A 24,447-nucleotide genomic window follows, 5' to 3' on the forward strand; every position below is an offset into this window, starting at 1 on the left:
TTTTACTTTCCTTTCTTAGTCCCATTCATTTTTCTATGGTCATCCTGCCAGGTCAGCAGGGTTGCACCCCAGGTAAGTCCGGCGCCAAAGCCGGCCAGCACGATTTTATCCCCCTGCTCCAGCCTGCCCTCCCGGTTCATTTCATCCAGCAGAATCGGTATGCTGGCGGCAGAGGTATTCCCATATTCATTCAAATTTATTGGGAATTTTTCTATCGGTTCTCCGAGACGTCTGGCGGCGGCTGAAATAATCCTTTCATTTGCCTGATGCAGAAGGTACCAGCGGACGTCCTGTTTCCGGCATCCAGCCTGTTCCAGCAGGCTGTTAATGCAGGCGGGTACTGTTTTGACTGCAAATTTAAATACCGCCTGGCCGTCCATCTTCATATACGGCGTCTCTCCGGAAAGCGGGGCTGTGAGAAAATTGTGCAGCGTATTTCCGGCATAGGTCAGGACGTCTCCCCGCAGGCCGTCCGCCCCGCTGACAGTGGAAATCCATCCGTCGTCTGACGCCTGCAGGACACAGGCTCCGGCTCCGTCTCCAAAGAGCACGCAGGTCCCTCTGTCCGTCCAGTCTATCGTCTTTGACATATTCTCTGCGCCTACTACCAAAGCTGTGCTGCACAAGCCTGATTTGATCATGCTGTGCGCCACATTGAGACTGTATAGGAAGCCGGAACAGGCAGCGTTCAAATCGAAGCAGACAGCGCTACGGTTTCCCAATGCAGCCTGAACTCTGCAGGCCACAGTGGGCATCACTGTATCCGCACTGGAAGTGGCTGCAATAATCAGCCCTAGGTCTTCCGGTAAAATTCCCGCATCCAGCACCGCTGCCCTGGCAGCTTCCGCCGCCAGCTCCGAAGTCGTTTCTTTAACAGATATATGCCTCCGGCAGATCCCAGTACGTTCCTGGATCCAGCTGTCACTGGTGTCCACGACTCCGGCCAGTTCATCATTTGTCACAATTCTATCCGGCACACAAGACCCTGTGCCAATAATCTTTGTTGTTTTCATCAGGAATGCTTTTATCCTCTATTATTTTTATTTTCAATAATTTTGATATTCAAAGTATATAGGAACAGTTTCTTTTTGTCAAGCGCTTTTTACAAAAATGCAGGCTTCTTCACTGGTGTCGCGCAGGCGCTGGGATGGGGGAGTCGCGAAGAGGCGGCAGATAAAACTCCGGTAGCTCCATGCCTTGCGGCTATAGCCACCTCCGTTTTGTCTGCCGCCTCTTTGCCCGAGGGGATTCCTGGGCCTTGAAAAGAATCCCGCCTGCGGCGTGTTTAATATTTTATGCTGCTGTGCGCATCCCCCGGAGGGTTTTGTTTCATAGGAAAGGTGCTGTCAGGAAATAGATATATTTCCTGACAGCACCTTCGTTTTTCTGCCTGTTATTTGTTTTCTCCTGGAGCTGTCTGTTCCTGGGACCCGGAATCATCTTTACCGGCGGCCATTCTGCCGCCCATGAAGCCGGACAGCACTGCCTGCAGATCCACGCCCGTGGACTCTTTCAGGCCGTCTGTCACCTGGGTCAGGGTTCCCATAATATCCTTCATCAGCTTTGCAGAATTTCCCTCTCCATACATGGTGATCCGATCCACATTGTTCAACGGTTCCGCTACATTCTTCACAACTTCCGGAAGGGCCTTGAAATACATCTCCAGCACAGCCGCCCGGCCCATTTTTGTCATGGCTTCCGCCTTTTTCTCAATACCTTCCGCCTCTGCCAGGGCCTTTGCTTTAATCGCCTCTGCTTCCGCCAGCCCCTTGGTTCTCACGGCTTCCGCTTCCTGCTCTTTGGCATATTTATCCGCGTCTGCCTTTGCTTTCTGGGCTTCCGCCTCTTTTTCTGTTTCAAATTTCTTGGCTTCTGCATCTCTCTGGCGCTCATACAACTCCGCGTCCGCATTCTGCTGTCTGGCGAACTTTTCCGCTTCTGCCTTTTTCTTCACCTGAGCGTCCAGAGCCTGCTCCATAACTTCAGCTTCCTTCCGCTTCAACAGAATTTCTTTTTCCTGTTTTGCAATATTCGCATCCGCTGTGGTGATCTCAATCGTCTTACGCTGTTCTTCCTGCTGAATCTGATAAGCCGCGTCTGCTTCTGCCTGTTTGCTGTCCGCCACCCGCTTCAGCTCTGCTTTCTTAATGGCCAGGTCATTCTGCTTCATGGCGATTTCTGTCTGGGCGTTTACTCTGGCGTCATTGGCTTCTTTTTCCGCCTGGGCCTGGGCCTTTGCAATTTCCTTTTCGCTCTCGGCTCTGGAAATCGCGGCATTTTTCTGGATTTTCACAATATTGTCCACACCCAGATTCTCAATCACGCCGTTTCCATCCACAAAATTCTGCACATTAAAACTGACAATATCCAGCCCCATTGCCGCCAGATCCGGTTCCGCGTTTTCTTTTACCAGCGTCGCAAACTTCTGCCGGTCGGAAACCATTTCTTCCAGGTTCATCTTGCCTACAATTTCACGCATATTGCCTTCCAGCACCTCTCTGGCAACCTGAGCAATATAATCCACTGTCTTATTCAGAAAATTCTGCGCCGCCAGATTCAGGCGGCCCTCGTTATCGCTGATCTTTACATTCACCGCCGCATCCACCCGGATATTGATATAATCCGCTGTGGGCACCGCGCTGGAGGTCTTTACGTCAATGGGAATCAACTGCAGATTCAGTTCATCCTTCCGCTCAAAAAAAGGAATTTTAATACCTGCCTTCCCGATCAGAACCTTTGGCCTTTTCCTGATTCCTGAAATAATCAGCGCCGTGTCCGGAGATGCCTTCACATACCCTGTCACCAGCACCACAATCACCAATGCCAATACCACTGCCGCGCACACTATGATCCCCAGATTTTCCACCAATACATCCATTTTACTTTCCCCTTTCCCGTTCCACCGGTATCATTTGTATTTATTTAAGCATAGCATATTGTGCTAAAGTTGTCAAAGTTCTTCGCAGAATCTTGTTTACTGCTCCCCCTCAGTAAATAGTTCTGCTATGCACTGAGGCTCTTCATGTCTTTCTTTTATTTTTTCCAGCCTGCAGCCGTCCGGAGAGATGTTATTCACAGGATGTGTTTCCCAGAAAAAGAGCAGGGTCCCGTCCCCAATTTCTTCCGTGGTGTATTCTGCCCCAGGATAGGGCGGTTGATATATTTCAGTAATTTTTTCTTCCGGAAAATAGTATACCAGCATTTCATCCATATACAGGTCAGGACGATTGGAAACGCCATAGAAGATAACCTTGGAACTTTTTCCGATTCTCACGCCGTTATATCCGGTAAACGGCTTTATCTCGGCAGGTTCGAATAAAGAATTCTTATGAACAGATACGATATAAAACTTTTTACGGTTCTCATTCAGTGCGAAATAACATTTATCTCCTGTGCCAACTTCCTCTGTTATTTTTTCCAGATAAATGTAATCGCGATATCCTTCTATTCTCATTTGTCTCTGAAACGAGAAATGATATGCTGCTCCCAGAAATACCGCCACCGCTGACACGCAAATGCAAACCAGTTTTGTAATCACTTTTTTCATACAAAATTCTCCCTTAATCCCCTACTCAAAAGACCATAATCCAGCTTAAACCAGGGCCTCATTCCATTTTATATCTGTTCACGGTCTGCTGGGTTTCTATAATTGTGTTTGTCATGGTCCGCAGCTTTGTCAATTCTTCATTCATCCCTTTATGTCCAAAATCCGCAAGCAACATAACATCATCTTTTTCAGTATACCGCAAAACCTCATTTATTTCCAGCAAAAAAAGAACCCCTGATTCCTCAAGGGTTCCTGACGCGTGTGCGAGAAGATTCGAACTCCCGGCCTTCTGATCCGTAGTCAGACGCTCTATCCAGCTGAGCTACGCACACATTCTGCTGCGCTTGCAACGAATGATATATTATCATATTATCTGGTGCTTGTCAACTATTTTTCCAATGAAATTTCAATTTTTTCAGGCTTTCACACACTGACGCCACCGGAACGCTGCATTGCGGCTGTCTGCCATTCGGCGGAGGGCGCATCCCCCAGAGGTTTTTGCTGCATAGGAAACTGCATTCCCTATGCAGCAAAAAAGGGAAACATGCTGAGCACATTTCCCTTTCATTTTAATTTTATGATTTAGCCAACCAGGCTTACGCAAGCAACGGGAGTATTATAATGCCAGCTGGAAATCAGAATACCGGATCTCTCGGAAGCGGCGTGAATAATCTGACCATTGCCGATATAAATTGCCACATGATTAATCGGTCCGCCAATATTGCTATAGAACAACAGATCCCCAGGCTGTGCCTGAGAAGGGTCGATCCTTCTGCCGTAGCCGGCCTGCGCGGAAGAACTATGAGGCAGACTGATGCCAAATTTAGCCATTACCGCCATGGTAAAGCCGGAACAGTCAACTCCCTGTCCAAGAACTGTACCGCCCCACTGGTAGCCATTAGGATTCTGCCACTGCACGGCAAAATTTACAATCTGCTGCCTCAGTGAAGTATTATTAGCCGGAGGCTGTGTGGGCGCCTGGGTAGGAGCCTGAGTCGCTCCCTGGGTAGGGGCCGGAGCCTGGGTCGCTCCCTGATTTTGAGTATTTCCACCCTGAGCAGCCTGGCCGCCGGCCGCCGCCTGAGTGGGCTGAACCGCACCGCCATCTGCAGCGCCTAAATCAGTCAGCTCTGTAAAAGTCACAGCATCTTCCAGGAAATAGTCTACCGTCACGCAGTCAAGACTTACATAACCGATGGAACCCTGAATATTCAATTCTACCCAATCGCCGTATACGGCATTGGCTTCATACTTTTCTTTATTGCTCAGCTGAGTCAGAACCTGAGAATCAGTGCTCATCCCCTCGCGGAAATTCAACCCGTCCACACGGACCTTTGCGGCAAAATATGCCTTTTCCACAGCGATCTCTTCTGCTTCTTCCTTTGTAACTATGTATTCTTTTGCCACATATCCCACAACAGGACCAGATGCGATCTGATACCAGCCTGTGCCCGTATCCACAATCACTTCCATGCCGGCGTACTTGCTCATACGGCCGATTACTTTGGAATCAGTGCTGGGCTCTTCACGGATATTTAAGTAACCATTCGTAGGCATGGCCACACCGAGATTATAATACTGGGTTAAAACGCTGGCTTTCTTATCAGTCTTATAAGCCGGCTCTTCAGCTGCCGGCTCGGTTGCTTTCTCTGTCTCTGCCTCAGTGGTGCCGGCGTCCTCATTGGACAGCACCATTATATTGGACCGGCTGTTTTTCAGCATGCTGTTAATGGACTCTGTCACTGATTTGGAAGCAATTCCATTCGCTACCGCAGTATAATAATCAGACAGAGAAACAGCCATACCGGCCACGGGAGCTCCGGATACTGCGTCGGACTTTCCGGCTGCCTGGGAAGCAATCCCGATCCCTGCCACAAGGATCGTACATGCTGCAATATATCCTATCCTCTTTACTGATTTTTTCATTTTAAAACCTCTCTTGTTCATCTTGCGTACATTTGTTACATAAATGTTACAAATGAATTATAACAAGGAGGTTTTACATTGTCAACCCCTTTTTAAATAATTTCGTAACATTTTTGTAAAGATTTAACAGGATATTTTTTAAAATATTCCTTGCCAAAGGCAATGTCGGAGGCGATCTGTTTTTTCAGAAGGTCCACAGATTCAAAACGATGTTCCGGCCTGACATGGGATAGCAGCATCACTTCTACATCTTTGCCGTACAGGTCCCCGTCAAAATCAAACAGATAGGATTCCACTCCCCTGATCCCCGCATCGCTTACCGTCGGTTTATATCCAATGTTCGTGATTCCCGGGCGTACTACTCCGTCCACTATGGTACAGGAACAATAAACACCGCCCGGCGGCAGTTGTTTATAAGGATCCGGCTGCAGATTGAGGGTGGGCATTCCCCACTGTCTCCCCAGCTGAGCGCCATGGATCACTCTTCCTGATACAGTAAACGGGTATCCCAGCAGGGCATTGACTTTTTCCATATGACCGGCCGCAAGTTCTTCCCGGATATAGGTGCTGCTGATGGCGCGGTTCCCATCCATGGCTTTTTCCACCACTTCACATTCATAGCCGTATTTTGAGGCCAACCTTAAAAGCAGTTCCGCATCTCCGCTGCGCCGGTATCCAAAACGGAAATCTGTGCCGACCGCCAGGTAAGACGCATGACAGCAGCCGCAGAGAATCTGCTCCACAAAGCCTTCTGGCTCCATATGGCAGACCTGGTCATTAAATGGGTAGACAATCAGATAATCCAGCCCCTGCCGTTCCAGCCTCCTGGCCCGTTCTTCATTGGTATTCAGCTGCTGCCTGGTCCTTCCGGTAATCAGCGTGCTGGGGGGCATATCAAAAGTAAAAACCATGGAATCCAATCCATTTTTTTTCTGATCTTCTATTTTATCCAGCAGAATCTGGTGCCCCCTGTGAAGCCCGTCGAATTTACCCAGGGTCACGGCAGTCCCGCTGCTTTCCACCTGAAACCACATTTTTTCTTCAATACATTTCATCTCTTCAGCTCCCCAAAAACATTTTCACAGGCTTCCAGGAATCTTCTTCCAGCTCCCGCCCGTAGATTCCCATAAAGGTTCCGGCGCTGTCATAGACTCTGGCCTGTCCTAAAAGATTCCTGCACTGCAGAAAATTTCTGTCCTCCAGCCGGTTTCCGTTATGGACCAGCCTGTCCGCAGCCTGATTCGTCTGAAGCGCAGGAAGGTCTTTTAATATATCATCCGAAGAAATGAGCCGGCTTTCCAGCTTTCCTTCGGACTGCAGCCGTTCCACTTCTGAGAGGCGCAGAGCGCTGTCTGCTGTAAATCCACAGGCAGCCAGCCGCTCCAGCTTCTCCATACACCCGCCGCATCCTAAGCTGTTTCCAATATCCTGGCACAGAGCCCTGATATAAGTCCCTTTTCCGCAGTGAACAGTCATAACTACCCGCGGGCAGGAAATTTCTTCTATACAAATATCGTATATTTCCACCCGGCGGGGGGCCCGCTCCACTTCTTTTCCCTGCCTGGCCAGTTCATAAAGTTTTTTTCCATTTACTTTCAGAGCCGAATACATTGGGGGGACCTGATCATAGCCTCCCACAAAACGCAAAATAGCAGCGCGCACCTCGTCTGCCGATGCTTTCACAGGACATTCATGCAGCACCCGCCCGCTGGTGTCCAGGGTATCAGTCGTAACCCCCAGAAGCAGAACAGCACGGTATACTTTATCTCTGTCTGTCAGCATATCGCATAACTTTGTGGCGCTGCCAAGGCATACCGGCAGCACGCCTTCGGCATCCGGATCAAGTGTACCGGTATGTCCGATTCTGCGCTGCTTCAGTATTCCTCTTAATTTTGCAACTACATCATGGGAGGTGTATCCTGCTTCTTTATATATATTCAGAATTCCATCCATCCGCTTATCTCCGGCAGCTGTTTTCATGGTCCAGCAGCTGCTTCTCAATTTTTTCAGATAAATTGTTGACCACATCATGGACACTTCCGTGCATGGTGCAGCCTGCGGCTCTCACATGGCCGCCGCCGCCGAAGGCTGTGGCAATCTTGCTCACGTCTACGATTTCATTTGCCCTCATGCTCACCTTATATTCCTGTGTCCCGGTTTCATATAAGAATATGGCGCACTCCACTCCGGAGGTCAGCCTGAGCTGGTCTACAATACCATCCAGATCTTTTGGCTCCACCTGGTAAAAATCCATTTCCTTCCGGCTTACATAAGTAAAGATGCATTTTCTATCTAAAAACAGAATACTTTCCAGCAGCGCGCGCCCTGTAATTTGATTCTGCACATATGTTTTTTCCTGGAAAGTCTCCCTGATTATTGTGGAAAAAGGAATCCCTTTTCCGATCAGGCAGCCTGCGGCCTCCATGGTCCGCTCTGTCACATTGGAATGACAGAACACTCCGGTATCATGCACGATGCCGGTATAGAGGCACTCCGCGGCATCAGCGCTGATTTTTTCAGAATCCATCATATAAAACAGCACTTCAGACGTAGAACTGGCATCCGGCACCACATGATGAATATCTCCATAACCCGGGTTGCTGATGTGATGGTCCACGCAGGCAGTCCTCCCTGCCGCGGCAAACGCTTCCGCGCCTGCTCCGATCCGTTCTTTGTCTCCGGAATCCAGAGCAATGGCCAGGTCATAGACCGTTCCGTCATAAACGGAACGGACCTGGCTGATGTCTTTCATAAAACGCAGAGGCTCCTGGAAGTTTTCCAGATAAACCGTAACCTGCACGGAATTCATGTTTTCCTTCAGGTAATGATACAGCCCCATACAGGAACCCACGCAGTCTCCGTCTGGCCTGGTATGGCCCATGATCGCCACGGTTTTGGCATTGCCTATTAAATCTTTAATCTTCATTTTCACCATTCCTGTCTTTTGCTGTCACCTCATCGATCAGCTTTGACATATGCACGCCATACTCAATGGACTGATCCAGCACAAAGGTGATCTGCGGCGTATTGCGCAGATTAACGCTCTGAGCCAGTTTAGTGCGGATATAGGAAGACGCGTTTTTCAGCCCCTGTATGGTGCTTTTCTGCGCCTCCTCATCTCCCAGCACGCTGATATATGCCTTACAGAATTTCAGGTCAGGCGCTACTTCAGCTGCTACTACGGAAGTCATCGGATGGATTCTGGGGTCTTTAATCTCATTCCGGATAATATTGCTCAGTTCTTTCTGCACTTCCGCATTGATCCTTGTATTTTTAATACTGTTTTTTCTCATTTACTCACCTTTGGAAGCTGCTCAGCGCGGCACCTCTACCATGGTGTATGCTTCGACGATATCTTCTTCTTTAATATCGTTGAATTTCTCAAACACCAGGCCGCACTCGTAGCCTTCCTTCACTTCCTTCACATCATCTTTGAAACGCTTCAGCGATGCAAGCGCGCCCTCAAAGATCTGCACGCCGTCTCTGGTAATCCGGCAGCTGCAGTTTCTCTGGAACACACCGTCTGTGACATAGGAACCGGCAATCGTTCCCACACCGGACGCTTTAAAGGTCTGGCGGACCACCGCATGGCCCAGAACCTTTTCTTCAAAGACAGGATCCAGCATACCCTTCATCGCAGCCTCAACATCTTCAATAGCCTGATATATTACACGGTACAGGCGCATATCCACCTTTTCCCGTTCTGCCACGGATTTTGCTGTAACATCCGGACGGACGTTGAAGCCGATAATAATCGCGTTGGAAGTTGCCGCCAGAGTCACGTCAGATTCGTTGATTGCGCCAACACCGCCGTGGATCACTTTCACCACTACTTCTTCATTGGACAGCTTCACCAGAGACTGCTTCACTGCCTCTACAGAGCCCTGTACATCTGCTTTAATAATGATATTCAGTTCTTTCACATTGCCTGCCTTGATCTGAGAGAACAGATCGTCCAGGCTCATCTTCGCTTTTGTATCCTCTATCAGCTTTTCACGTCCTTCTGAAATGAAGGTTTCCGCAAAACTTCTGGCCTCTTTCTCAGTGGGCGTGCAGACAAAAATCTCGCCTGCATTGGGCACATCGTTAAGGCCCAGGATTTCTACCGGCACGGAAGGGGATGCTTCTTTAATTCTTCTGCCCTTATCGTCGATCATTGCGCGGACTTTTCCGTAGCAGGAACCCGCAGCAATGGAATCTCCCACATGGAGGGTACCCTTCTGAACCAGCACGGTTGCCACAGGGCCCCGTCCCTTATCCAGCTGAGCCTCCAGCACCAGGCCTCTCGCCGTACGGTCCGGATTTGCTTTCAATTCCTTGACCTCTGCCACCAGAAGGATCATATCCAGCAAGTTTTCCAAACCTTCTCCGGTTTTTGCGGATACCGGCACGAAAATTGTATCTCCGCCCCAATCCTCAGGAATCAATTCATATTCAGACATTTCCTGCTTTACTCTGTCCACATTTGCACTGGGCTTATCAATCTTGTTGACAGCCACAATGATCTCCACTCCGGCCGCCTTGGCATGATTAATCGCCTCCACTGTCTGGGGCATCACGCCGTCGTCTGCAGCTACTACCAGAATCGCAATATCAGTGGACTGAGCGCCGCGCATACGCATGGCTGTAAAGGCTTCGTGGCCGGGCGTATCCAGGAAGGTCACTTTCTGTCCGTGGGCTGTAACCATATATGCACCGATATGCTGGGTAATTCCGCCTGCCTCTTTATCAATCACATGGGTCTGACGGATAGCATCCAGCAGAGAGGTTTTGCCGTGATCCACATGGCCCATAACACAGACCACCGGCGGTCTGGGTGTCAGAGAATCTTTGGAATCTTCCACATCCTTCAGCAGCTCTTCGATTACATCCACCTTCACTTCTTTCTCACAAATACAGTTGAAGTCAAGAGCGATCTCCTCTGCCGTATCGTAGTCGATCTCTGAATTAATTGTAACCATTTTTCCCTGTAAAAATAACTTCTTTACCAGGGCGGAAGGCTGCTGCTTCATCTTATCCGCCAATTCCTTAATTGTAAGGATTTCAGGAAGCACCAGCGTACGGATTGTTTCTTCTTCCTTTTTCTCCTGCCTCTGCACTGCAGGAGCTTTTATCTTCAGATTCCTGGTATTTTCCTGGAATTTCTTACCACTGTCTCCATACTGCTTGCTCTTTTCACGCATTTCGCGCTCTTTTTTATTAACCGGCTTTCCGCCTCTCGTCTCTGTATTTTTTGCCACTACAGGAGTGAGGGTTTCGCCGGTGCGCGGCCTGCCGCCGTCACGGTTCTGGCCAGGACGGTTCTGACCGTCTCTGTTTCCATAGCCCCCAGGACGATTCTGACCGTCTCTGTTTCCATAGCCCCCGGGACGACTCTGACCATCGCGGTTCCCATAGCCGCCGGGACGACTCTGGCCGTCTCTGTTTCCGTAACCACCGGGACGATTCTGGCCGTCTCTGTTTCCGTAACCACCGGGACGATTCTGACCGTCGCGGTTCCCATAGCCCCCGGGACGACTCTGGCCGTCTCTGTTTCCGTAACCACCGGGACGATTCTGGCCGTCGCGGTTTCCATAGCCACCGGGACGATTCTGGCCGTCGCGGTTCCCATAGCTGCCGGTTCTCTGCTGGCCGTCTCTGCTCTGACCGTCACGGTTTCCATAGCTGCCGGTTCTCTGTTGGCCGTCGCGATTCCCATAACTGCCGGTTCTCTGCTGGCCGTCTCTGCTCTGGCCGTCGCGGTTTCCGTAGCTCCCGGTTCTCTGCTGGCCGTCTCTGCTCTGACCGTCGCGGTTCCCGTAACCACCGGTTCTCTGCTGGCCGTCTCTGCTCTGACCGTCGCGGTTCCCGTAACCACCGGTTCTCTGCTGGCCGTCTCTGCCCTGGCCGTCGCGGTTTCCGTAACTCCCGGTTCTCTGCTGGCCGTCGCGGTTCCCATAGCCTCCGGTTCTCTGCTGGCCGTCTCTGCTCTGACCGTCACGGTTTCCGTAGCTCCCGGTTCTCTGCTGGCCGCTGCGATTCTGGCTGTCGCGGTTCTGGTTTTCTCTGCGATTTTCATCCTGCGGTCTGTTTTCTTTGGACGGAACCGGCGCCTTTTCATTTTCTACAGGCTTCTGCACTGCTTCTGCCGGTTTCTCTGTTTTTACTTCCATCACTTTTTCTTTCGTCTCCACTGGCTTTACCATCTGCGCCTCTAATACTTTTTCTTTCACCTCTGAAGGCTTAGCAGCCGGCGCCGCTGCTTTTTCTTCCGCCGGTTTCACCGGGGGCTTCTTCCCAGCCGGCTTACGGTCACCCTGACCGCTGCGCACAGGCTGAGAACCGTTCTGCGGACGAAATACCGCAGCAAACCGCTTTTTCTTTGGAATCTCCTGAGAAGGTTCCTTCGCATCCCCGGACGCGGGACTGGCTGTCTTTTCAACCGCAGCTTTCTTCTCCTGGGCTGCCGGCGCAGGTTTTCCGGCTCTCGCAGCGGCGCGGGCCACCGACACCTGTTCCTCTGTCAGCCCTGCCAGCTGACTCTGAACCTCAATATTTTTACTCTTCAGAATTTCCATCAGTTCTTTATTGCTTTTGCCAAGCTCTTTTGCCAGCTCATGCACTCTCATTTTTGACAATTCTCACTACCTCCGTTTTACTGCTCATCTTTCAGCTTCTTTAAAACAGCCTGTGCAAACCCTTCATCCAGAACAGCTGCAGACGCCCGCATTTCCTTACCAATGGCGCGGCCCAGCGTTTCCTTATCGAAACAAATAACAACAGGCACTTTATAATAAGCGCATTTATCCGTGAACAATTTCTTCGTGTTATCCGAAGCCGTTTCCGCTACGATCACCAGACGCGCGCGCCCAGCCCTTATCATTTTTTCCGTGGAAAACTCTCCGCTGGCTACTTTACCGGCCCGTTCAGCCAGGCCCAGCAGTCCAAGCGCCTTACTGTTCTGTCCCAAGTTCAGCCAGCTCCTTTCTAAGGGTCTCGTATACATCCTGGGGCACCGGCATTTTCAAAGATCTCTCAAGGCCTTTGGATTTCTGCGCTTTTTCCAGGCATTCCATACTTCTGCAGATATATGCGCCCCGGCCGTTTTTTTTGCCTGTGGCATCTATCATCAGCTCATCCTCTGTGGTTTTCAGGATGCGGACCAGTTCTTTTTTGCTTTTCATTTCCCGGCATCCCACGCACTGCCTCAATGGTACTTTTTTCATCATTTATTCCTGTTCCGGCTCCCCGGCCTCTTCCTCATATCCGTCCTCAGCCTCATAATAACCAACATATTCCTGATCGTCTTCCTCATAAATGATCTCATCAAACAGCCCCAGCTCCCGAGCCTGGCTTTCGCTCTTAATATCAATTTTATAACCTGTCAGGCGGGCTGCCAGGCGGGCATTCTGCCCTTCTTTGCCGATCGCCAGAGACAGCTGATAGTCCGGTACAATCACCTGAGCTGTCCTCTCATCTTCATCAGCCCATACAGAAATCACTTTCGCAGGGCTCAGGGCATTCTCAATCAGCAGCGCAGGATTGTCATTCCAGTTGATAATATCAATTTTCTCGCCGCGCAGCTCATCCACGATGGCATTGACGCGGGCTCCGTTCACTCCGACACATGCGCCTACCGCATCCACATTGGGATCATTGGAAGCGACGGCAATCTTGGTTCTGGACCCGGCTTCACGGCTGATGGCTTTAATTTCCACAGTTCCGTCCTTCACCTCTGTAACCTCGGCTTCAAACAGACGCTTTACCAGTTCAGGATGAGTCCTGGATACCATGATCCTGGGCCCCTTCGTGGTATCCTTTACCTCCAGGATATAGACCTTGATACGCTCTGTGGGTTCAAAATGCTCGCCCTTTACCTGTTCCGTATCCTTCAGCACTGCGTCAACCTTACCCAGGTTGATACTGACATTGCGGCCAAAATAGCGCTGCACCACGCCTGTCACAACCTCCTTTTCCAGGCTGTAGTACTGGTCGTACAAAACTTTGCGCTCTTCTTCACGGATTTTTTGAAGGATTACATTTTTAGCGTTTGTTGTGGCAATTCTGCCGAACTCCTTGGACTTGATCTCCACATGCACCATATCCCCCAGGCAATATTTAGGATTCAACTCTCTGGCCTTTTCCAGCGTAATCTGCAGCATCGGATCTTCTACTTCTTCCACAACTTCTTTCTCCGCGTACAGCTCATAATCGCAGGTTTCATGGTTCATATTGATCTTAATATTATCAACTTTTCCAAAATGGTTCTTGCAAGCTGTCAAAAGGGAGTTCTCGATGGCTTCCAGCAGTGTCTCTTTGCTGATATCTTTTTCTTTCTCCAGAACATTCAGCGCTTCCAACAGTTCCTTATTCATTTTTCTCTTATCCTCCTAATGTTAAAAATCAAGTGCCTGACGGATCAGCGCAATGGCAGTCCGTTCGATTGTCAGTTCCTCGTTTCCTGTGTCAATGGTTACGGCGGATTTATCATACGCCTTCAGAATCCCCGTGAATTCCTTACTCCCATTCTGTGCCTTATACAGCCGGATTTCCACCTCGCTGCCCATGTTCCTGTCAAAGTCCTTATCCTTTTTCAGAGGCCGGCCCAGACCCGGAGAACTCACCTCCAGAATATAGCTGTCTTCAATAAAATCCTTTTCATCCAACAGATCGCCAAAGGCACGGCTCACGATCTCGCAGTCGTCTACTGTGATGCCGCCCGGCTTGTCGATATACGCGCGAAGATACCAAGAACCGCCTTCCTTGACATATTCCACATCCACCAGTTCAAATCCATTTTGTTCTATAATCGGCAGGACCAGCGCTTCTGCCTGCTGTTCATAACTCTCTCTTTTGCTCATTTCTTCACCACCTTCATGTGCCCCGGAACACTGAGCGTTTTTCTCCGGAGCTTTCTGCAATACAGCAGAATTCAAAGAATTTTCCCATATCACATAGAAAGAGTGGGCTTACGCCCACTCTTATATCTTAATACTCTAGTCTTGTATAGTATAGCACACCAATGATTGGATTGCAAGCATTTTTTCCATAATGTACTATTTAATAATTTTCTCCGGCCGCGCGTCTCTCTTTTTCAGCTTATCCAGCCCATACCGCCTGCTGCCCAGCTTAATTTTCACCGATTCTCCCGGATCGGCCTGAATGATCTGGCAGACTGCATCACCTTCGGCCAGCTTCATTCCCCGCACGCCCGCGGATGCCTTCTTCATTTCCGGTATCTCTTCTGCCGCAAACCGAAGATAGGTCTTATCCTGAGAAACCAGGATCAGTTCTGATTTTTCCAGAAATTCCACAGAGACCAGCTCGTCACCCTCTCCCAATTTCGTGGAAGCAATCGTCTTTTTAATCGTTTCAAACTCGGAAGCGTCCACAATCTTCACCAGCCCCCGCTTTGTTGCAAATAAAAGTTTTCTTCCGCTCATAGCTTCTGAGGTGGTAAAAAGCAAACCGCTTTCATTCTCCCCGTTAAAATTGCTGATATTTTCTATAGGCACGCCTTTATCCTTTGGTTTCCCCGAGGGAATGTCCTGCACTTTAATCTGATGCAGGTTCCCCTGACCTGTGAAGAGGCAGATTTTACCGGTGCTCATGCAGGGCAGGGCCAGTTTATGTTCCGCCATCACGGACTCTTCGTTCTTCTGAAAAAGGCTTTCTTCCATGGTTTTCACATACCCGAAACGGTTCATTAAAAATACTGCAGGCACCTCTTTCTCAGGCTCTTCTTCATATACTGCTGACTGGGCGTCCAGTATTTGGGTTTTCCTGGGCAGGCCGTATTCTTTCTTGATATGGTCCAGATCCCCCTTGATGGCGTCCAGCATTGCCCGGCGGCTGCCCAGAAGTTTTTCATACCGGGCAATTTTCTTTACTGTCTCCCCATGCTCTTTTTCCAGCGCCAGGATTTCCAGACCAATCAGTTTTGACAGGCGCAGTTCCAGAATTGCGGTAGCCTGCGCTTCAGTAAAGCAGAGTTTTCTGGCCTGCTGCTCACTGGTCTTATGACGGAAGGTGATGCCCTGAGTCTCTCCAGTTATCAGGCAGTTTTTTGCAGTTTTCAGTGTTTTGCTGCCGCGGATGATCTCAATGATCAGGTCTATGATATCCACTGCCCGGATCAGTCCTTCCTGTATTTCCTTACGGGCTGTTTCCTTTTTCAGCAGCGTTCTGTATTTCCGGGTGTTGACTTCCATCTGGAACTGTACATGCTCCTCCAGCACCCGCTTCAGGCTCAGAGTTTCAGGCTTGCCCCCCGCGATGGCCAGCATATTGACTCCGAAGGTATCCTCCAGCTTTGTCTTCTTATACAAAGCCTGAAGAATCCGCTCCGCGTCCGCCCCTTTGCGCAGCTCCAGCACAATCCTGATCCCCTCCTTGGAGGACTGATTGGAAATATCCAGAATATCCGGCAGTTTTTTATTTTCCACCAAAGCCGCCACGTCTGAAAGAAACTTGCTGATATTCGCGCCTACCATGGTGTAAGGAATCTCTGTAATCACAATCTGATCCTTGTCTGTTCTGCGCGTTCCTCTCTGAATTTCGGCTTTTCCCCTGACTTTGATGCGCCCTCTGCCGGATTCATAAATCTCTTTCAGATCGGATTTATTGATAACGATTCCTCCGGTGGGAAAATCCGGCCCCTGGATCACCGCCATCAGATCTTCTGTGGTAGCTGCCGGATTGTCGATCAGCAGTTTCACGCCGTCGATCACTTCGCCCAGATTATGGGTTGGCACAGAAGTGGTCATGCCCACGGCAATGCCCTCTGAACCGTTGACCAGGAAGTTGGGGACGCGGACCGGCAATACTTCAGGTTCTTCTTCTGTCTCATCAAAATTCGGTTTAAAATCCACTACATCTTTATCCAGGTCTGCCAGATAGACTTCCTGGGTGAATTTTTTCAGCCGCGCCTCTGTATAACGCATCGCCGCGGCCCCGTCTCCTTCTATGGATCCAAAATTGCCGTGCCCATCCACCAGCGCCATGCCCTTCTTGAAATCCTGGGACATCACCACCAGCGCGTCATAGATGGAACTGTCTCCGTGGGGATGGTATTTACCCATGGCATCTCCCACAATACGCGCTGATTTTCTGTGAGGCTTGTCCGCGTTCAGCCCCAGTTCATTCATCGCAAACAGCACGCGGCGCTGTACCGGTTTAAGCCCGTCCCGGATATCCGGCACCGCCCTGGCCATGATCACAGACATGGAATAGTTAATATATGCCTGCTGCATTTCAGAAGAAAATTCTGTTGTCGTAATTGATTCTGCCATACTCTACTCTGTCTCCTTGTGCTCAGATGTCCAGTTCCGCTTCCCGGGCATGTTCATATATAAAGACTCTCCTCGGTTCCACATCGCTGCCCATCAATACTTCCGTCACTTCATTGGCCATCCGCGCGTCTTCAATTTCTACTCTTTTCAGATTTCGGGTCTCCGGGTCCAGCGTGGTCTCCCAGAGCTGGTCCGCGTCCATTTCTCCCAGCCCCTTATAGCGCTGCAGCGTAAAATTTTTGTGCGTCTTCCTGTATTTTTCCAGAGCGATATCATCATAGAGGTATTCTCCCTCTCCTCTGGAGGGCACTGTTTTATACAAGGGCGGCATAGCCAGGTATACATGCCCTTCCGTGATCAGCTCCGGCATGAAGCGATAGAAAAAGGTGAGGAGCAGCGTGCTGATATGAGCGCCGTCCACATCGGCATCCGTCATAATAATAATTTTGTCATACCGCAGTTTGGTGATATCAAAATCATTTCCATATCCTTCAGAGAATCCGCAGCCAAATGCCTGCACCATGGACTTGATTTCCGCATTGGCCAGCACCTTGTCCATGGTCGCCTTCTCCACATTCAGAATTTTTCCCCGGATCGGAAGAATCGCCTGGTATTTCCTGTTTCTGGCTGTCTTGGCAGAACCGCCTGCGGAATCTCCCTCTACAATAAAAATTTCACATTTTGAAGCATCCCTGCTTTCACAGTTGGCCAGCTTGCCATTTCCGTCAAATGAAAACTTGGGCCTGGATAAAAGATTGGATTTCACCTTTTCTTCAGCCTTACGGATTCTGGCCGATTTTTCCGCGCAGCCGATAATATTTTTCAGTGTTTCCAGGTTTTTGTCAAAATACAGTTCCAGCTGTTCTCCTGTCACTCCGGCTGCTGCCTTCGCCGCATCCGCGCTTCCCAGCTTTGTTTTGGTCTGCCCCTCAAAAATCGGGTCCGGATGGCGGATCACCACAATGGCAGTCAGCCCGCAGCGGGTGTCCGCGCCGGTAAAGTTTGCGTCCTTCTCTTTTAAAATCCCCAGTTCTCTGGCATAGGAATTGATAATCTGAGTGAATTTCGTTTTGAAACCAGTCAAATGCGTTCCGCCGTCCGAGGTATAGATATTATTACAGTATCCCAATATGCGCTCTTCAAAGGTTTCCACAAACTGGAACGCTACTTCCACCTCTATATCTTCGTTCCTGCCCTGATACAGAATGATATCATGCACCGGTGTTTTTCCTCTGTTCAGCTCCCGGATATATGCGCTGATTCCTTCTGTTTCATGGAATACCACCTCTTCTTTTTCCCCTTCTCTTTGATCGGAAAAAGCAATGGTCAGCCCGGGATTCAGGTAGGCGGTTTCATGCAGGCGGCTTTTAATTGCAGACGCGTTGAAATGAGTTTTTTCAAAAATCTCTGCGTCCGGCTTGAAGGTGATGGTGGTGCCTGTCTCTTTCGTCCTGCCGATCCTGGGCAGCAATCCATCCTTCAATTCTGCTGTGGGAACGCCTCGTTCATAGCTGTCATAATGGATATATCCGTCCTTGCATACTTTAATTTCCAGATATTCTGACAGCGCATTGACTACGGAAGACCCTACGCCGTGCAGACCTCCGCTGGTTTTATATGCCTTATTGTCAAATTTTCCTCCCGCATGCAGGGTGGTAAACACCACTCTCTCCGCAGAAACGCCTTTCTGGTGTCTGTCCACAGGGATTCCGCGGCCGTTGTCCGACACGGTCACAGAGCCGTCTGTTTCCAGCGTCACCTGAATACGGCTGCATGCCCCGGCAAGATGCTCGTCTACCGCATTGTCAACAATTTCATAAACCAGATGATTCAGGCCTGAAGTGGAAACACTGCCGATATACATACCGGGGCGTTTTCTCACTGCTTCCAGGCCTTCCAGCACCGTGATACTCTCTGCATTATAAGATGCTGCCATAGATACCTCCTGAGTCCATAGTTTCCATGCAAAACATAAAGCCCGATTGCGGACTTATGAAACAACAAAACTGCAGGGCCAGGTGCTCTCGCCTACTCTGACCCTGCCGCTTCCTTTATTCTGGAAACATCATATAGGAAAAAATTAAAAATGTCAAGCTGTGGGACTTTGATCAGAAATAATCAGAAAAGTAAGGCTTTCCAACTGGAATCAGTTTTTCCAGCACCTGCACCATATAATATTCCGTTTCCAGATATTCATGCTCATAGAGGTATCCGGGACGTTTATAGCCCATCATCATGGTAGTCAGCGTCCGTATATCCAGCTCCACCAGGTTCACATACGGCGCGTCTTCAATCTGCTCGCAGACTGTTTCCCCCTCCTGCCAATATACCACAAAGTCTCCATTATTCCATGGCGCCGCAGCGTCGCGGATTCGGAAATGCACCTTGAAATCAGGCTGTTCCTGAAAAGGATATTCTTCCATAAAGGTTTTTACATCCACAATGCGGGCCATGATATAGGGTTCGATGTTCTCCACCATCTCGCTGTCCTCAAAAGCAAATGCCATGGGTTCTCCGGAATAATTAGAGCCGGTAACGGTATTCAGCATGGATTTATGCGCGCTGATATAATTCCAGATCCCATGCCGCGCCTCAGCATTCAGCGTCACAAGTTCTTTGACCTGGAATACCTCATTTTTCAAATAATAGACCACATATCCTAAAGGCTTGTGTTTTTCATTGTAATATATGGCAGCAATCACATCATCGCTGTCCCAGCGCCAGTATTCTTCCCACTCCAGCTCATTGCGGACCAGCGCTCCGTGGCTCTGGGCGGAAAAATAATCATACACATTCTTCAGATCCTCACTGTCAGTATCCACCCGTTCCATCATTCCAGGCACGGGCACAGCCCTGGGGAGCTGGGAGTCCTTAATGGTAAAAGTAATCTTATCTGACACAATTTCCCAGCCAAATTTCCGATACAAGGGAATAAAGTAAGGATACAGAAAGGAAAGCTTCTGCCCGCTTTCTTTCATATGGGCCAGCACCCGCAAAAGTAAAGAGCTGATCAGCCCGCGGCCCACATATTCCGGATAGGTCGCCACCCCAGTGACGCCGCCCATGTCCATCAGCGTATCATGGACATTTACCTGCATGGGATAGACCACAATCATGGAAGCCAGCTTCTCATGATAGAACCACCCCAGCACGTAAGACGACTGAAGAACCGGCATCTTCGCATACATCATTTCATTTTCCGTCCACCCTGATTTCACCAGCTCATCGGCAGTTACCTGAAAAGCATAGCGCAGAAGCGCGTTAAACTGTTCCAGGTCTCCGCCGTCCAGCCGCCGCATTTTAAAATCTCCTTTCACCTCCAGATACTCTTTTTCTTTTTTCTGATCGCTCATGCAGCACCTTCCTTGCTTTCCTTACCTCATCCTGTCAACTTTCCTGCCTGTCACATATACCGCTTCTGTATCCAAATTTTCCGGATTCAGCAGCACAAAGTTCGCCAGTTTTCCGGGCGTCAGACTCCCGCACCAGCCGTCGATTCCAATGCATTTCGCGGGATTCACCGCCGCGCACCATACCGCAGTTTCCAGAGGAATCCCCATGCCCACGGCGCTGCGCATGCAGTCCGTCAGGTTTGTGGCAGACCCGGCTATAGTCCCGTCCTTCAGCTCCGCCCTGTTTCCTGTCACAGTCACCGCCTGGCCTCCCAAAGAATATTCTCCGTCCGGCATTCCTGCAGCCATCATGCTGTCGCTGATCAGGATTACCCTTTCCCTGCCGAACATGGCAAAAGTAGCCCGCACCATGCTGGGAGCCACATGAATCCCGTCGCAGATCAGTTCCGGCATACAGTCCGGCGCGTCAAAGGCGGCGCCCACCACGCCGGGAGCCCGGTGAGAAAACGGGAGCATGGCATTGTAGAGATGGGTCACATGGCAGGCTCCACGGCGCAGCGCGGCAGAAGCGGTCTCATAGTCCGCCGCCGTATGCGCCAGGGAAACAATGGTTTCATCTTTTACAGAGTCAATAAATTCCATTGCGCCCTCAATCTCCGGCGCCAGGGCTACCAGGCGCATCATTCCGCCCGAAGCCTTCTGAAGGCGGGAAAACATCCCTGCATCCGGCCTGCGGATATAGGCCTCATTCTGCGCGCCTTTCTTTTCTTTGGAAACAAAGGGCCCTTCCATATTGATGCCGCAGAGCACCGCGCGGCCCCCGGCTTCCGGCGCTCCAGCTCCTTTTGCCAGCCTGTCGGCTCTTCCGTCCGCCAGAATCCCCTGTTCCCGTCTGAATCCCTCCGCCGTCCGGCACACCTGTTCCAGAACTTCTTCCGGCAGCGTCATCGTCGCCGGGCAAATCTGGGTCACGCCGCAGGCCGCCTCATATTCTGCTATGGCATTGACTGCCTCTTTCGTCCCGTCGCAAAAGTCATGGCCCACGCAGCCGTGGAAATGAATATCTGTCAGTCCTGGAATGGCATAAGCGCCTCTGCCGTCCACCACTTCATCTCCCGGCTCCGGCTGTTTTACAAACATGCCGTTCTTTACATACAGTTCACCTGCATGGAACTGTCCGTCCTCTCCGTAGCAGAGCACATTTTTCAGTATCATGACTGCCTCCTCAGATCTTGTCTGCAATCTGTGACAGCGCCGCCTCATCTGCCACCAGAATCACATCCGGATGCATCTGCAGTATAGAAGCAGGCACCTCCGGCGTACAAGGTCCGAAAAATGACTTGCGCACAGCCTCTGCCTTATCCTCCCCGCTGACTACCATTAAAATTTTTCTGGCCTGCATGATGGTGCGGATTCCCATGGTATAAGCAAATTTCGGCACCTCATCTATTGAGTCAAAAAACCGGGAGTTCGCGTCAATCGTGTTCTGGCTCAGCGCCACCAGGTGCGTACCTTTTTTAAATTCATCACAGGGTTCATTAAATCCGATATGGCCGTTGCGCCCCAGCCCCAGCAGCTGAAGATCCACCCCTCCGGTAGCCGCAACCACCTGGTCGTAGCGGGCGCATTCCTTTTCCCCGTCCTCCTCCAGGCCGTTGGGCACAAAGGTACGGGATTTATCCACATTTACATGGTCAAATAAATTATAGTTCATAAAATATCTGTAGCTCTGGCTGTTCTTTCCGTCCAGGCCCTTGTATTCATCCAGGTTCACGGTAGTCACCCCTGAAAAATCCAGGTCTCCTTTTTGATACCAGTCCACCAGCTGCTGATACGCCCCAACCGGCGTAGAGCCTGTTGCCAGCCCCAGAACGCACTCCGGCTTCAGAATCACCTGAGCTGAAATAATATTGGCTGCTTTACGGCTCATTGCCTGATAATCTTTCGTCTGATAAATCCTTAATCCCATGGTTATATCCTCCTCTTAATTCGGTTATTCTCCTATTCTATCATAATTCATGGCGGTATTCCAGTATGCCCTTGCGATAATCTGACTTTTCTTGGCAATTTCTTAGAAAAAAATTTAATGTTTTAGCAAATTGGTACTTGACAATTCCATGCCTGTCCTTTATACTGATTTACGGTTCCTTGGTCAAGCGGTCAAGACGCCGCCCTCTCACGGCGGAAACAGGGGTTCGATTCCCCTAGGAACTGTACAAACCGGTATCTTATGATATCGGTTTTTTTATTACATAGGAAACTGCGTTCCCTATGTAACAAAACCCTCCGGGGGGATGCGCACTACGCGCTAAGGAAATATGGCCGCTGAAGCGGCTGCGCTCCGGCGCGAGAGTCCGGCGGGCCGGACTCTTTGTTCTTGCATAAGAAACCGCGTTCCCTATGCAATAAAACCCTCCGGGGGATCGCACTGCGGCGTAAGGAATCACGTCGCTAAAACGACACGCCGCAGGCGGGGAATCCCGCGAGCGGGATACTTTTTTATTTATCCGCCGCTTAACTTCTCTGATATAAGAAGGTGACCATAGATTATATAATACCTATTAAACAGTAGGAAAAAAGAACTATGCCTTTTTTCTTTAATCTCTGTGAATAGAGGAAAAAAATAAAGTGGCAAATCCACTTCAACTCCCCCTACACCTATGAGGGGCGTACTCATTTTGGCACCGCCGCAGTATGTGAATTCCTATATTATAAAAGCCCCTCCGATAAAACGGAAGGGCATCTATATGACGGCCTAAACTAAGTCAATATAATAATTTAGCAGTTCCTAGGGGAATCGAACCCCTGTTTCCGCCGTGAGAGGGCGGCGTCTTGACCGCTTGACCAAGGAACCGTAGATAAATATACCTGATCCAGTCCATTTTGTCAAGCACTTTTTTGATTACTACAGATGATTGTAAGCCGTATAGCCTCTTATAAGTATTTTAATCGCCGCACAATAGGAACGGGCGGGCTATCTGCTCATAATTGCCCTGGCAAATGAAAATTTATTGATTCATTTCGTCGACTAGCACTTTAGGTTTCACGGTCATCTCCACCCATGCTGGAGAAAAACCGCTTTTAATTGCATTTCTCGCTGACCGTATATTGGACCATGCACAACAGTAAAAAGGAACTTTATTTCTTTCAAGAATTTCCATGGCTAAATTACTTGTCAATGTGGCAGCAATTCCTTTCTTGCGATATGCGGGCAATACATCAACACCTATCTGCCACATATCTTCGCAATCAGCAGAACAGCCCGCCAGACCAATCAGTTTGCCCTTTTCATATGCCCCAATGCCAAGGACATCTAACTCTTTTCTTTTTTCACATAAAGCATTGCTCCATTCAGGTAAATACAAATCAACTAAATTTTCCGGCGTCATAAATCTAATCTCATACTCACTGGATAAAGGCTGAAGTCTTTTCATATCTGGCAAAAAGTATTCTGCCATAAAGCAAATTTTCTGCTCATATTTATATAATCTGCTCTCAAGCCAGTGCAGATTGGGAGTTTCAAAACAGTGATAAAATTCAAACTTATCAATATACGCTTTCACAATGGCCCTATATTCATCTCTAACAGAAGCCACTATGTTATTCCCATAGGAGACAAGATTACAGGCAACTGGTTCCTTATAATACTTTTTTGCCAACGCGCCAACTTCAGAGCGGACAACAACATTATCTTCTTTTAAGAAGTCCTCCTCCAAGCAGTTTATATCTAATGCAGATTGTTTCATTGCAATCTTTATAATATCTTGATTTGTAAACATAGCAAATGCCTTCCTGTAGGTTACGTGCTCATCATATTAATTTATGGTTTCTTTGCAAGATAAAGAATGATTGTATTATTAAGCGTTATTTGATACCAAAATGTTTAAATATTATGTAATTCCTCTTGTTTTTGCCCTTACGGGCTGAAACAAAGGAAACTATTCATTCGAATATCAAACTATTTTTTCAGCAGGTAAAGTCCCTCGACATTTGAGAGCGAAGTACACCTCTCGCACAAACTTGTAGTTTGTACTTAGCGTTCTTGCAGGGAGCCATATGCAACACGCAAGCCCGCAAAATGCGATGGCTTTCATTATAATACAGCCTTCCGTTCTTCTGTAAACTGTTTGATTGATTGCTGACGATTTACACGGTTATCGCCCACTGCTCTCACGGCGGTCTCAAACAGCTCGTCGCTTAGCTGCCATTTGTCCCAAGTGCGATTATACTCGCCAAAGAGCGCAAAAGCGGTAGCACCAAGAGTATAAACATTCGTAATTTCATCAATATCAGCTCCGAGCTGATACTCCTCGGGTGATTGAAAGAGAGAACTGCCCCACATACGCCCCAT

The 24,447-nt window shown here is 49.3% G+C and carries 21 protein-coding genes and 3 tRNA genes; 1 reads left to right on the forward strand and 23 read right to left on the reverse strand.

Annotated elements, in window-relative coordinates; genetic code table 11:
• Window positions 1-2: 2 nt before the first annotated feature.
• The 20 genes from EV209_RS14205 to nagB form a co-directional block, all read right to left on the reverse strand.
• Complete coding sequence (locus EV209_RS14205; protein ID WP_130436142.1) at window positions 3-1,013, reverse strand: beta-ketoacyl-ACP synthase III; 1,011 nt, start codon at window positions 1,011-1,013, stop codon at window positions 3-5.
• A 380-nt stretch (window positions 1,014-1,393) separates the two neighbouring features.
• Window positions 1,394-2,878, reverse strand: coding sequence for a flotillin family protein (locus EV209_RS14210; protein WP_130436143.1), 1,485 nt, complete (start codon window positions 2,876-2,878; stop codon window positions 1,394-1,396).
• A 96-nt stretch (window positions 2,879-2,974) separates the two neighbouring features.
• A complete protein-coding gene (locus EV209_RS14215) occupies window positions 2,975-3,547 on the reverse strand; it encodes a hypothetical protein (protein ID WP_130436144.1) in 573 nt (190 codons plus the stop codon).
• 58 nt (window positions 3,548-3,605) lie between these two features.
• Window positions 3,606-3,770, reverse strand: a complete 165-nt coding sequence (locus tag EV209_RS16410; RefSeq protein WP_165388940.1) for a hypothetical protein — start codon at window positions 3,768-3,770, stop codon at window positions 3,606-3,608.
• A gap of 35 nt (window positions 3,771-3,805) precedes the next feature.
• A tRNA-Arg gene (locus tag EV209_RS14220) sits at window positions 3,806-3,879 on the reverse strand.
• Between the two features lie 250 nt (window positions 3,880-4,129).
• Entirely contained in the window at window positions 4,130-5,473 is a 1,344-nt protein-coding gene (locus tag EV209_RS14225; RefSeq protein ID WP_243647602.1) for a C40 family peptidase, read from the reverse strand.
• A gap of 92 nt (window positions 5,474-5,565) precedes the next feature.
• On the reverse strand, window positions 5,566-6,528 hold the full coding sequence (locus tag EV209_RS14230; RefSeq protein WP_243647603.1) for a bifunctional riboflavin kinase/FAD synthetase: 963 nt from the start codon (window positions 6,526-6,528) through the stop codon (window positions 5,566-5,568).
• Window positions 6,529-6,532: 4 nt separating this feature from the next.
• Entirely contained in the window at window positions 6,533-7,426 is an 894-nt protein-coding gene (gene truB / locus EV209_RS14235) for a tRNA pseudouridine(55) synthase TruB (protein WP_130436175.1), read from the reverse strand.
• Between the two features lie 4 nt (window positions 7,427-7,430).
• A complete protein-coding gene (locus EV209_RS14240; RefSeq protein ID WP_130436145.1) occupies window positions 7,431-8,399 on the reverse strand; it encodes a DHH family phosphoesterase in 969 nt (322 codons plus the stop codon).
• Window positions 8,389-8,766, reverse strand: a complete 378-nt coding sequence (rbfA, locus tag EV209_RS14245) for a 30S ribosome-binding factor RbfA (protein WP_130436146.1) — start codon at window positions 8,764-8,766, stop codon at window positions 8,389-8,391. Before rbfA ends, EV209_RS14240 begins: the two co-directional genes overlap by 11 nt.
• A 21-nt stretch (window positions 8,767-8,787) precedes the next feature.
• The gene (infB, locus tag EV209_RS14250) at window positions 8,788-12,081 is read right to left on the reverse strand and encodes a translation initiation factor IF-2 (RefSeq protein ID WP_130436176.1); all 3,294 of its coding nucleotides are present in this window, start codon (window positions 12,079-12,081) and stop codon (window positions 8,788-8,790) included.
• Window positions 12,082-12,107: 26 nt separating this feature from the next.
• Window positions 12,108-12,422: a L7Ae/L30e/S12e/Gadd45 family ribosomal protein gene (locus EV209_RS14255; protein WP_330521353.1), complete on the reverse strand. Its 315-nt coding sequence runs from the start codon at window positions 12,420-12,422 to the stop codon at window positions 12,108-12,110.
• Entirely contained in the window at window positions 12,406-12,681 is a 276-nt protein-coding gene (gene rnpM / locus EV209_RS14260) for an RNase P modulator RnpM (RefSeq protein ID WP_330521354.1), read from the reverse strand. Before rnpM ends, EV209_RS14255 begins: the two co-directional genes overlap by 17 nt.
• Window positions 12,682-13,827 (reverse strand): transcription termination factor NusA, encoded by a 1,146-nt coding sequence (nusA, locus tag EV209_RS14265; protein ID WP_130436148.1) that lies wholly within the window; start codon window positions 13,825-13,827, stop codon window positions 12,682-12,684. It abuts the gene before it with no gap.
• 21 nt (window positions 13,828-13,848) lie between these two features.
• Complete coding sequence (locus EV209_RS14270; protein ID WP_130436149.1) at window positions 13,849-14,313, reverse strand: ribosome maturation factor RimP; 465 nt, start codon at window positions 14,311-14,313, stop codon at window positions 13,849-13,851.
• Window positions 14,314-14,508: 195 nt separating this feature from the next.
• Complete coding sequence (locus tag EV209_RS14275) at window positions 14,509-16,743, reverse strand: DNA gyrase/topoisomerase IV subunit A (protein ID WP_130436150.1); 2,235 nt, start codon at window positions 16,741-16,743, stop codon at window positions 14,509-14,511.
• 22 nt (window positions 16,744-16,765) lie between these two features.
• On the reverse strand, window positions 16,766-18,679 hold the full coding sequence (locus EV209_RS14280) for a DNA gyrase/topoisomerase IV subunit B (protein ID WP_130436151.1): 1,914 nt from the start codon (window positions 18,677-18,679) through the stop codon (window positions 16,766-16,768).
• A gap of 172 nt (window positions 18,680-18,851) precedes the next feature.
• Window positions 18,852-20,096 (reverse strand): GNAT family N-acetyltransferase, encoded by a 1,245-nt coding sequence (locus EV209_RS14285; RefSeq protein WP_130436152.1) that lies wholly within the window; start codon window positions 20,094-20,096, stop codon window positions 18,852-18,854.
• A gap of 21 nt (window positions 20,097-20,117) precedes the next feature.
• Entirely contained in the window at window positions 20,118-21,311 is a 1,194-nt protein-coding gene (nagA, locus tag EV209_RS14290) for an N-acetylglucosamine-6-phosphate deacetylase (protein WP_130436153.1), read from the reverse strand.
• 10 nt (window positions 21,312-21,321) lie between these two features.
• Window positions 21,322-22,065, reverse strand: coding sequence for a glucosamine-6-phosphate deaminase (nagB, locus tag EV209_RS14295; protein WP_130436154.1), 744 nt, complete (start codon window positions 22,063-22,065; stop codon window positions 21,322-21,324).
• 173 nt (window positions 22,066-22,238) lie between these two features.
• Between nagB and EV209_RS14300 the strand changes: the two genes are divergently transcribed.
• Window positions 22,239-22,310: transfer RNA gene (locus EV209_RS14300), tRNA-Glu, on the forward strand.
• 568 nt (window positions 22,311-22,878) lie between these two features.
• Here EV209_RS14300 and EV209_RS14305 read toward each other — a convergent pair.
• The 3 genes from EV209_RS14305 to EV209_RS14315 form a co-directional block, all read right to left on the reverse strand.
• Window positions 22,879-22,950, reverse strand: a tRNA-Glu gene (locus tag EV209_RS14305).
• 154 nt (window positions 22,951-23,104) lie between these two features.
• Entirely contained in the window at window positions 23,105-23,875 is a 771-nt protein-coding gene (locus EV209_RS14310) for a GNAT family N-acetyltransferase (RefSeq protein ID WP_130436155.1), read from the reverse strand.
• A 314-nt stretch (window positions 23,876-24,189) separates the two neighbouring features.
• The gene (locus tag EV209_RS14315; protein ID WP_165388941.1) at window positions 24,190-24,447 is read right to left on the reverse strand and encodes a hypothetical protein; all 258 of its coding nucleotides are present in this window, start codon (window positions 24,445-24,447) and stop codon (window positions 24,190-24,192) included.

The organism is Cuneatibacter caecimuris, from assembly GCF_004216775.1.
GTDB lineage: Bacteria > Bacillota > Clostridia > Lachnospirales > Lachnospiraceae > Cuneatibacter > Cuneatibacter caecimuris.

Bases quoted from the DNA above. Each gene is read 5' to 3' on its own strand.
- EV209_RS14205 (WP_130436142.1), bottom strand. From the start codon at position 1,013: ATGAAAACAACAAAGATTATTGGCACAGGGTCTTGTGTGCCGGATAGA.
- EV209_RS14210 (WP_130436143.1), bottom strand. From the start codon at position 2,878: ATGGATGTATTGGTGGAAAATCTGGGGATCATAGTGTGCGCGGCAGTG.
- EV209_RS14215 (WP_130436144.1), bottom strand. From the start codon at position 3,547: ATGAAAAAAGTGATTACAAAACTGGTTTGCATTTGCGTGTCAGCGGTG.
- EV209_RS14225 (WP_243647602.1), bottom strand. From the start codon at position 5,473: ATGAAAAAATCAGTAAAGAGGATAGGATATATTGCAGCATGTACGATC.
- EV209_RS14230 (WP_243647603.1), bottom strand. From the start codon at position 6,528: ATGAAATGTATTGAAGAAAAAATGTGGTTTCAGGTGGAAAGCAGCGGG.
- truB (WP_130436175.1), bottom strand. From the start codon at position 7,426: ATGGATGGAATTCTGAATATATATAAAGAAGCAGGATACACCTCCCAT.
- EV209_RS14240 (WP_130436145.1), bottom strand. From the start codon at position 8,399: ATGAAGATTAAAGATTTAATAGGCAATGCCAAAACCGTGGCGATCATG.
- rbfA (WP_130436146.1), bottom strand. From the start codon at position 8,766: ATGAGAAAAAACAGTATTAAAAATACAAGGATCAATGCGGAAGTGCAG.
- infB (WP_130436176.1), bottom strand. From the start codon at position 12,081: ATGAGAGTGCATGAGCTGGCAAAAGAGCTTGGCAAAAGCAATAAAGAA.
- rnpM (WP_330521354.1), bottom strand. From the start codon at position 12,681: ATGATGAAAAAAGTACCATTGAGGCAGTGCGTGGGATGCCGGGAAATG.
- nusA (WP_130436148.1), bottom strand. From the start codon at position 13,827: ATGAATAAGGAACTGTTGGAAGCGCTGAATGTTCTGGAGAAAGAAAAA.
- EV209_RS14270 (WP_130436149.1), bottom strand. From the start codon at position 14,313: ATGAGCAAAAGAGAGAGTTATGAACAGCAGGCAGAAGCGCTGGTCCTG.
- EV209_RS14275 (WP_130436150.1), bottom strand. From the start codon at position 16,743: ATGGCAGAATCAATTACGACAACAGAATTTTCTTCTGAAATGCAGCAG.
- EV209_RS14280 (WP_130436151.1), bottom strand. From the start codon at position 18,679: ATGGCAGCATCTTATAATGCAGAGAGTATCACGGTGCTGGAAGGCCTG.
- EV209_RS14285 (WP_130436152.1), bottom strand. From the start codon at position 20,096: ATGAGCGATCAGAAAAAAGAAAAAGAGTATCTGGAGGTGAAAGGAGAT.
- nagA (WP_130436153.1), bottom strand. From the start codon at position 21,311: ATGATACTGAAAAATGTGCTCTGCTACGGAGAGGACGGACAGTTCCAT.
- nagB (WP_130436154.1), bottom strand. From the start codon at position 22,065: ATGGGATTAAGGATTTATCAGACGAAAGATTATCAGGCAATGAGCCGT.
- EV209_RS14310 (WP_130436155.1), bottom strand. From the start codon at position 23,875: ATGTTTACAAATCAAGATATTATAAAGATTGCAATGAAACAATCTGCA.
- EV209_RS14315 (WP_165388941.1), bottom strand. From the start codon at position 24,447: ATGGGGCGTATGTGGGGCAGTTCTCTCTTTCAATCACCCGAGGAGTAT.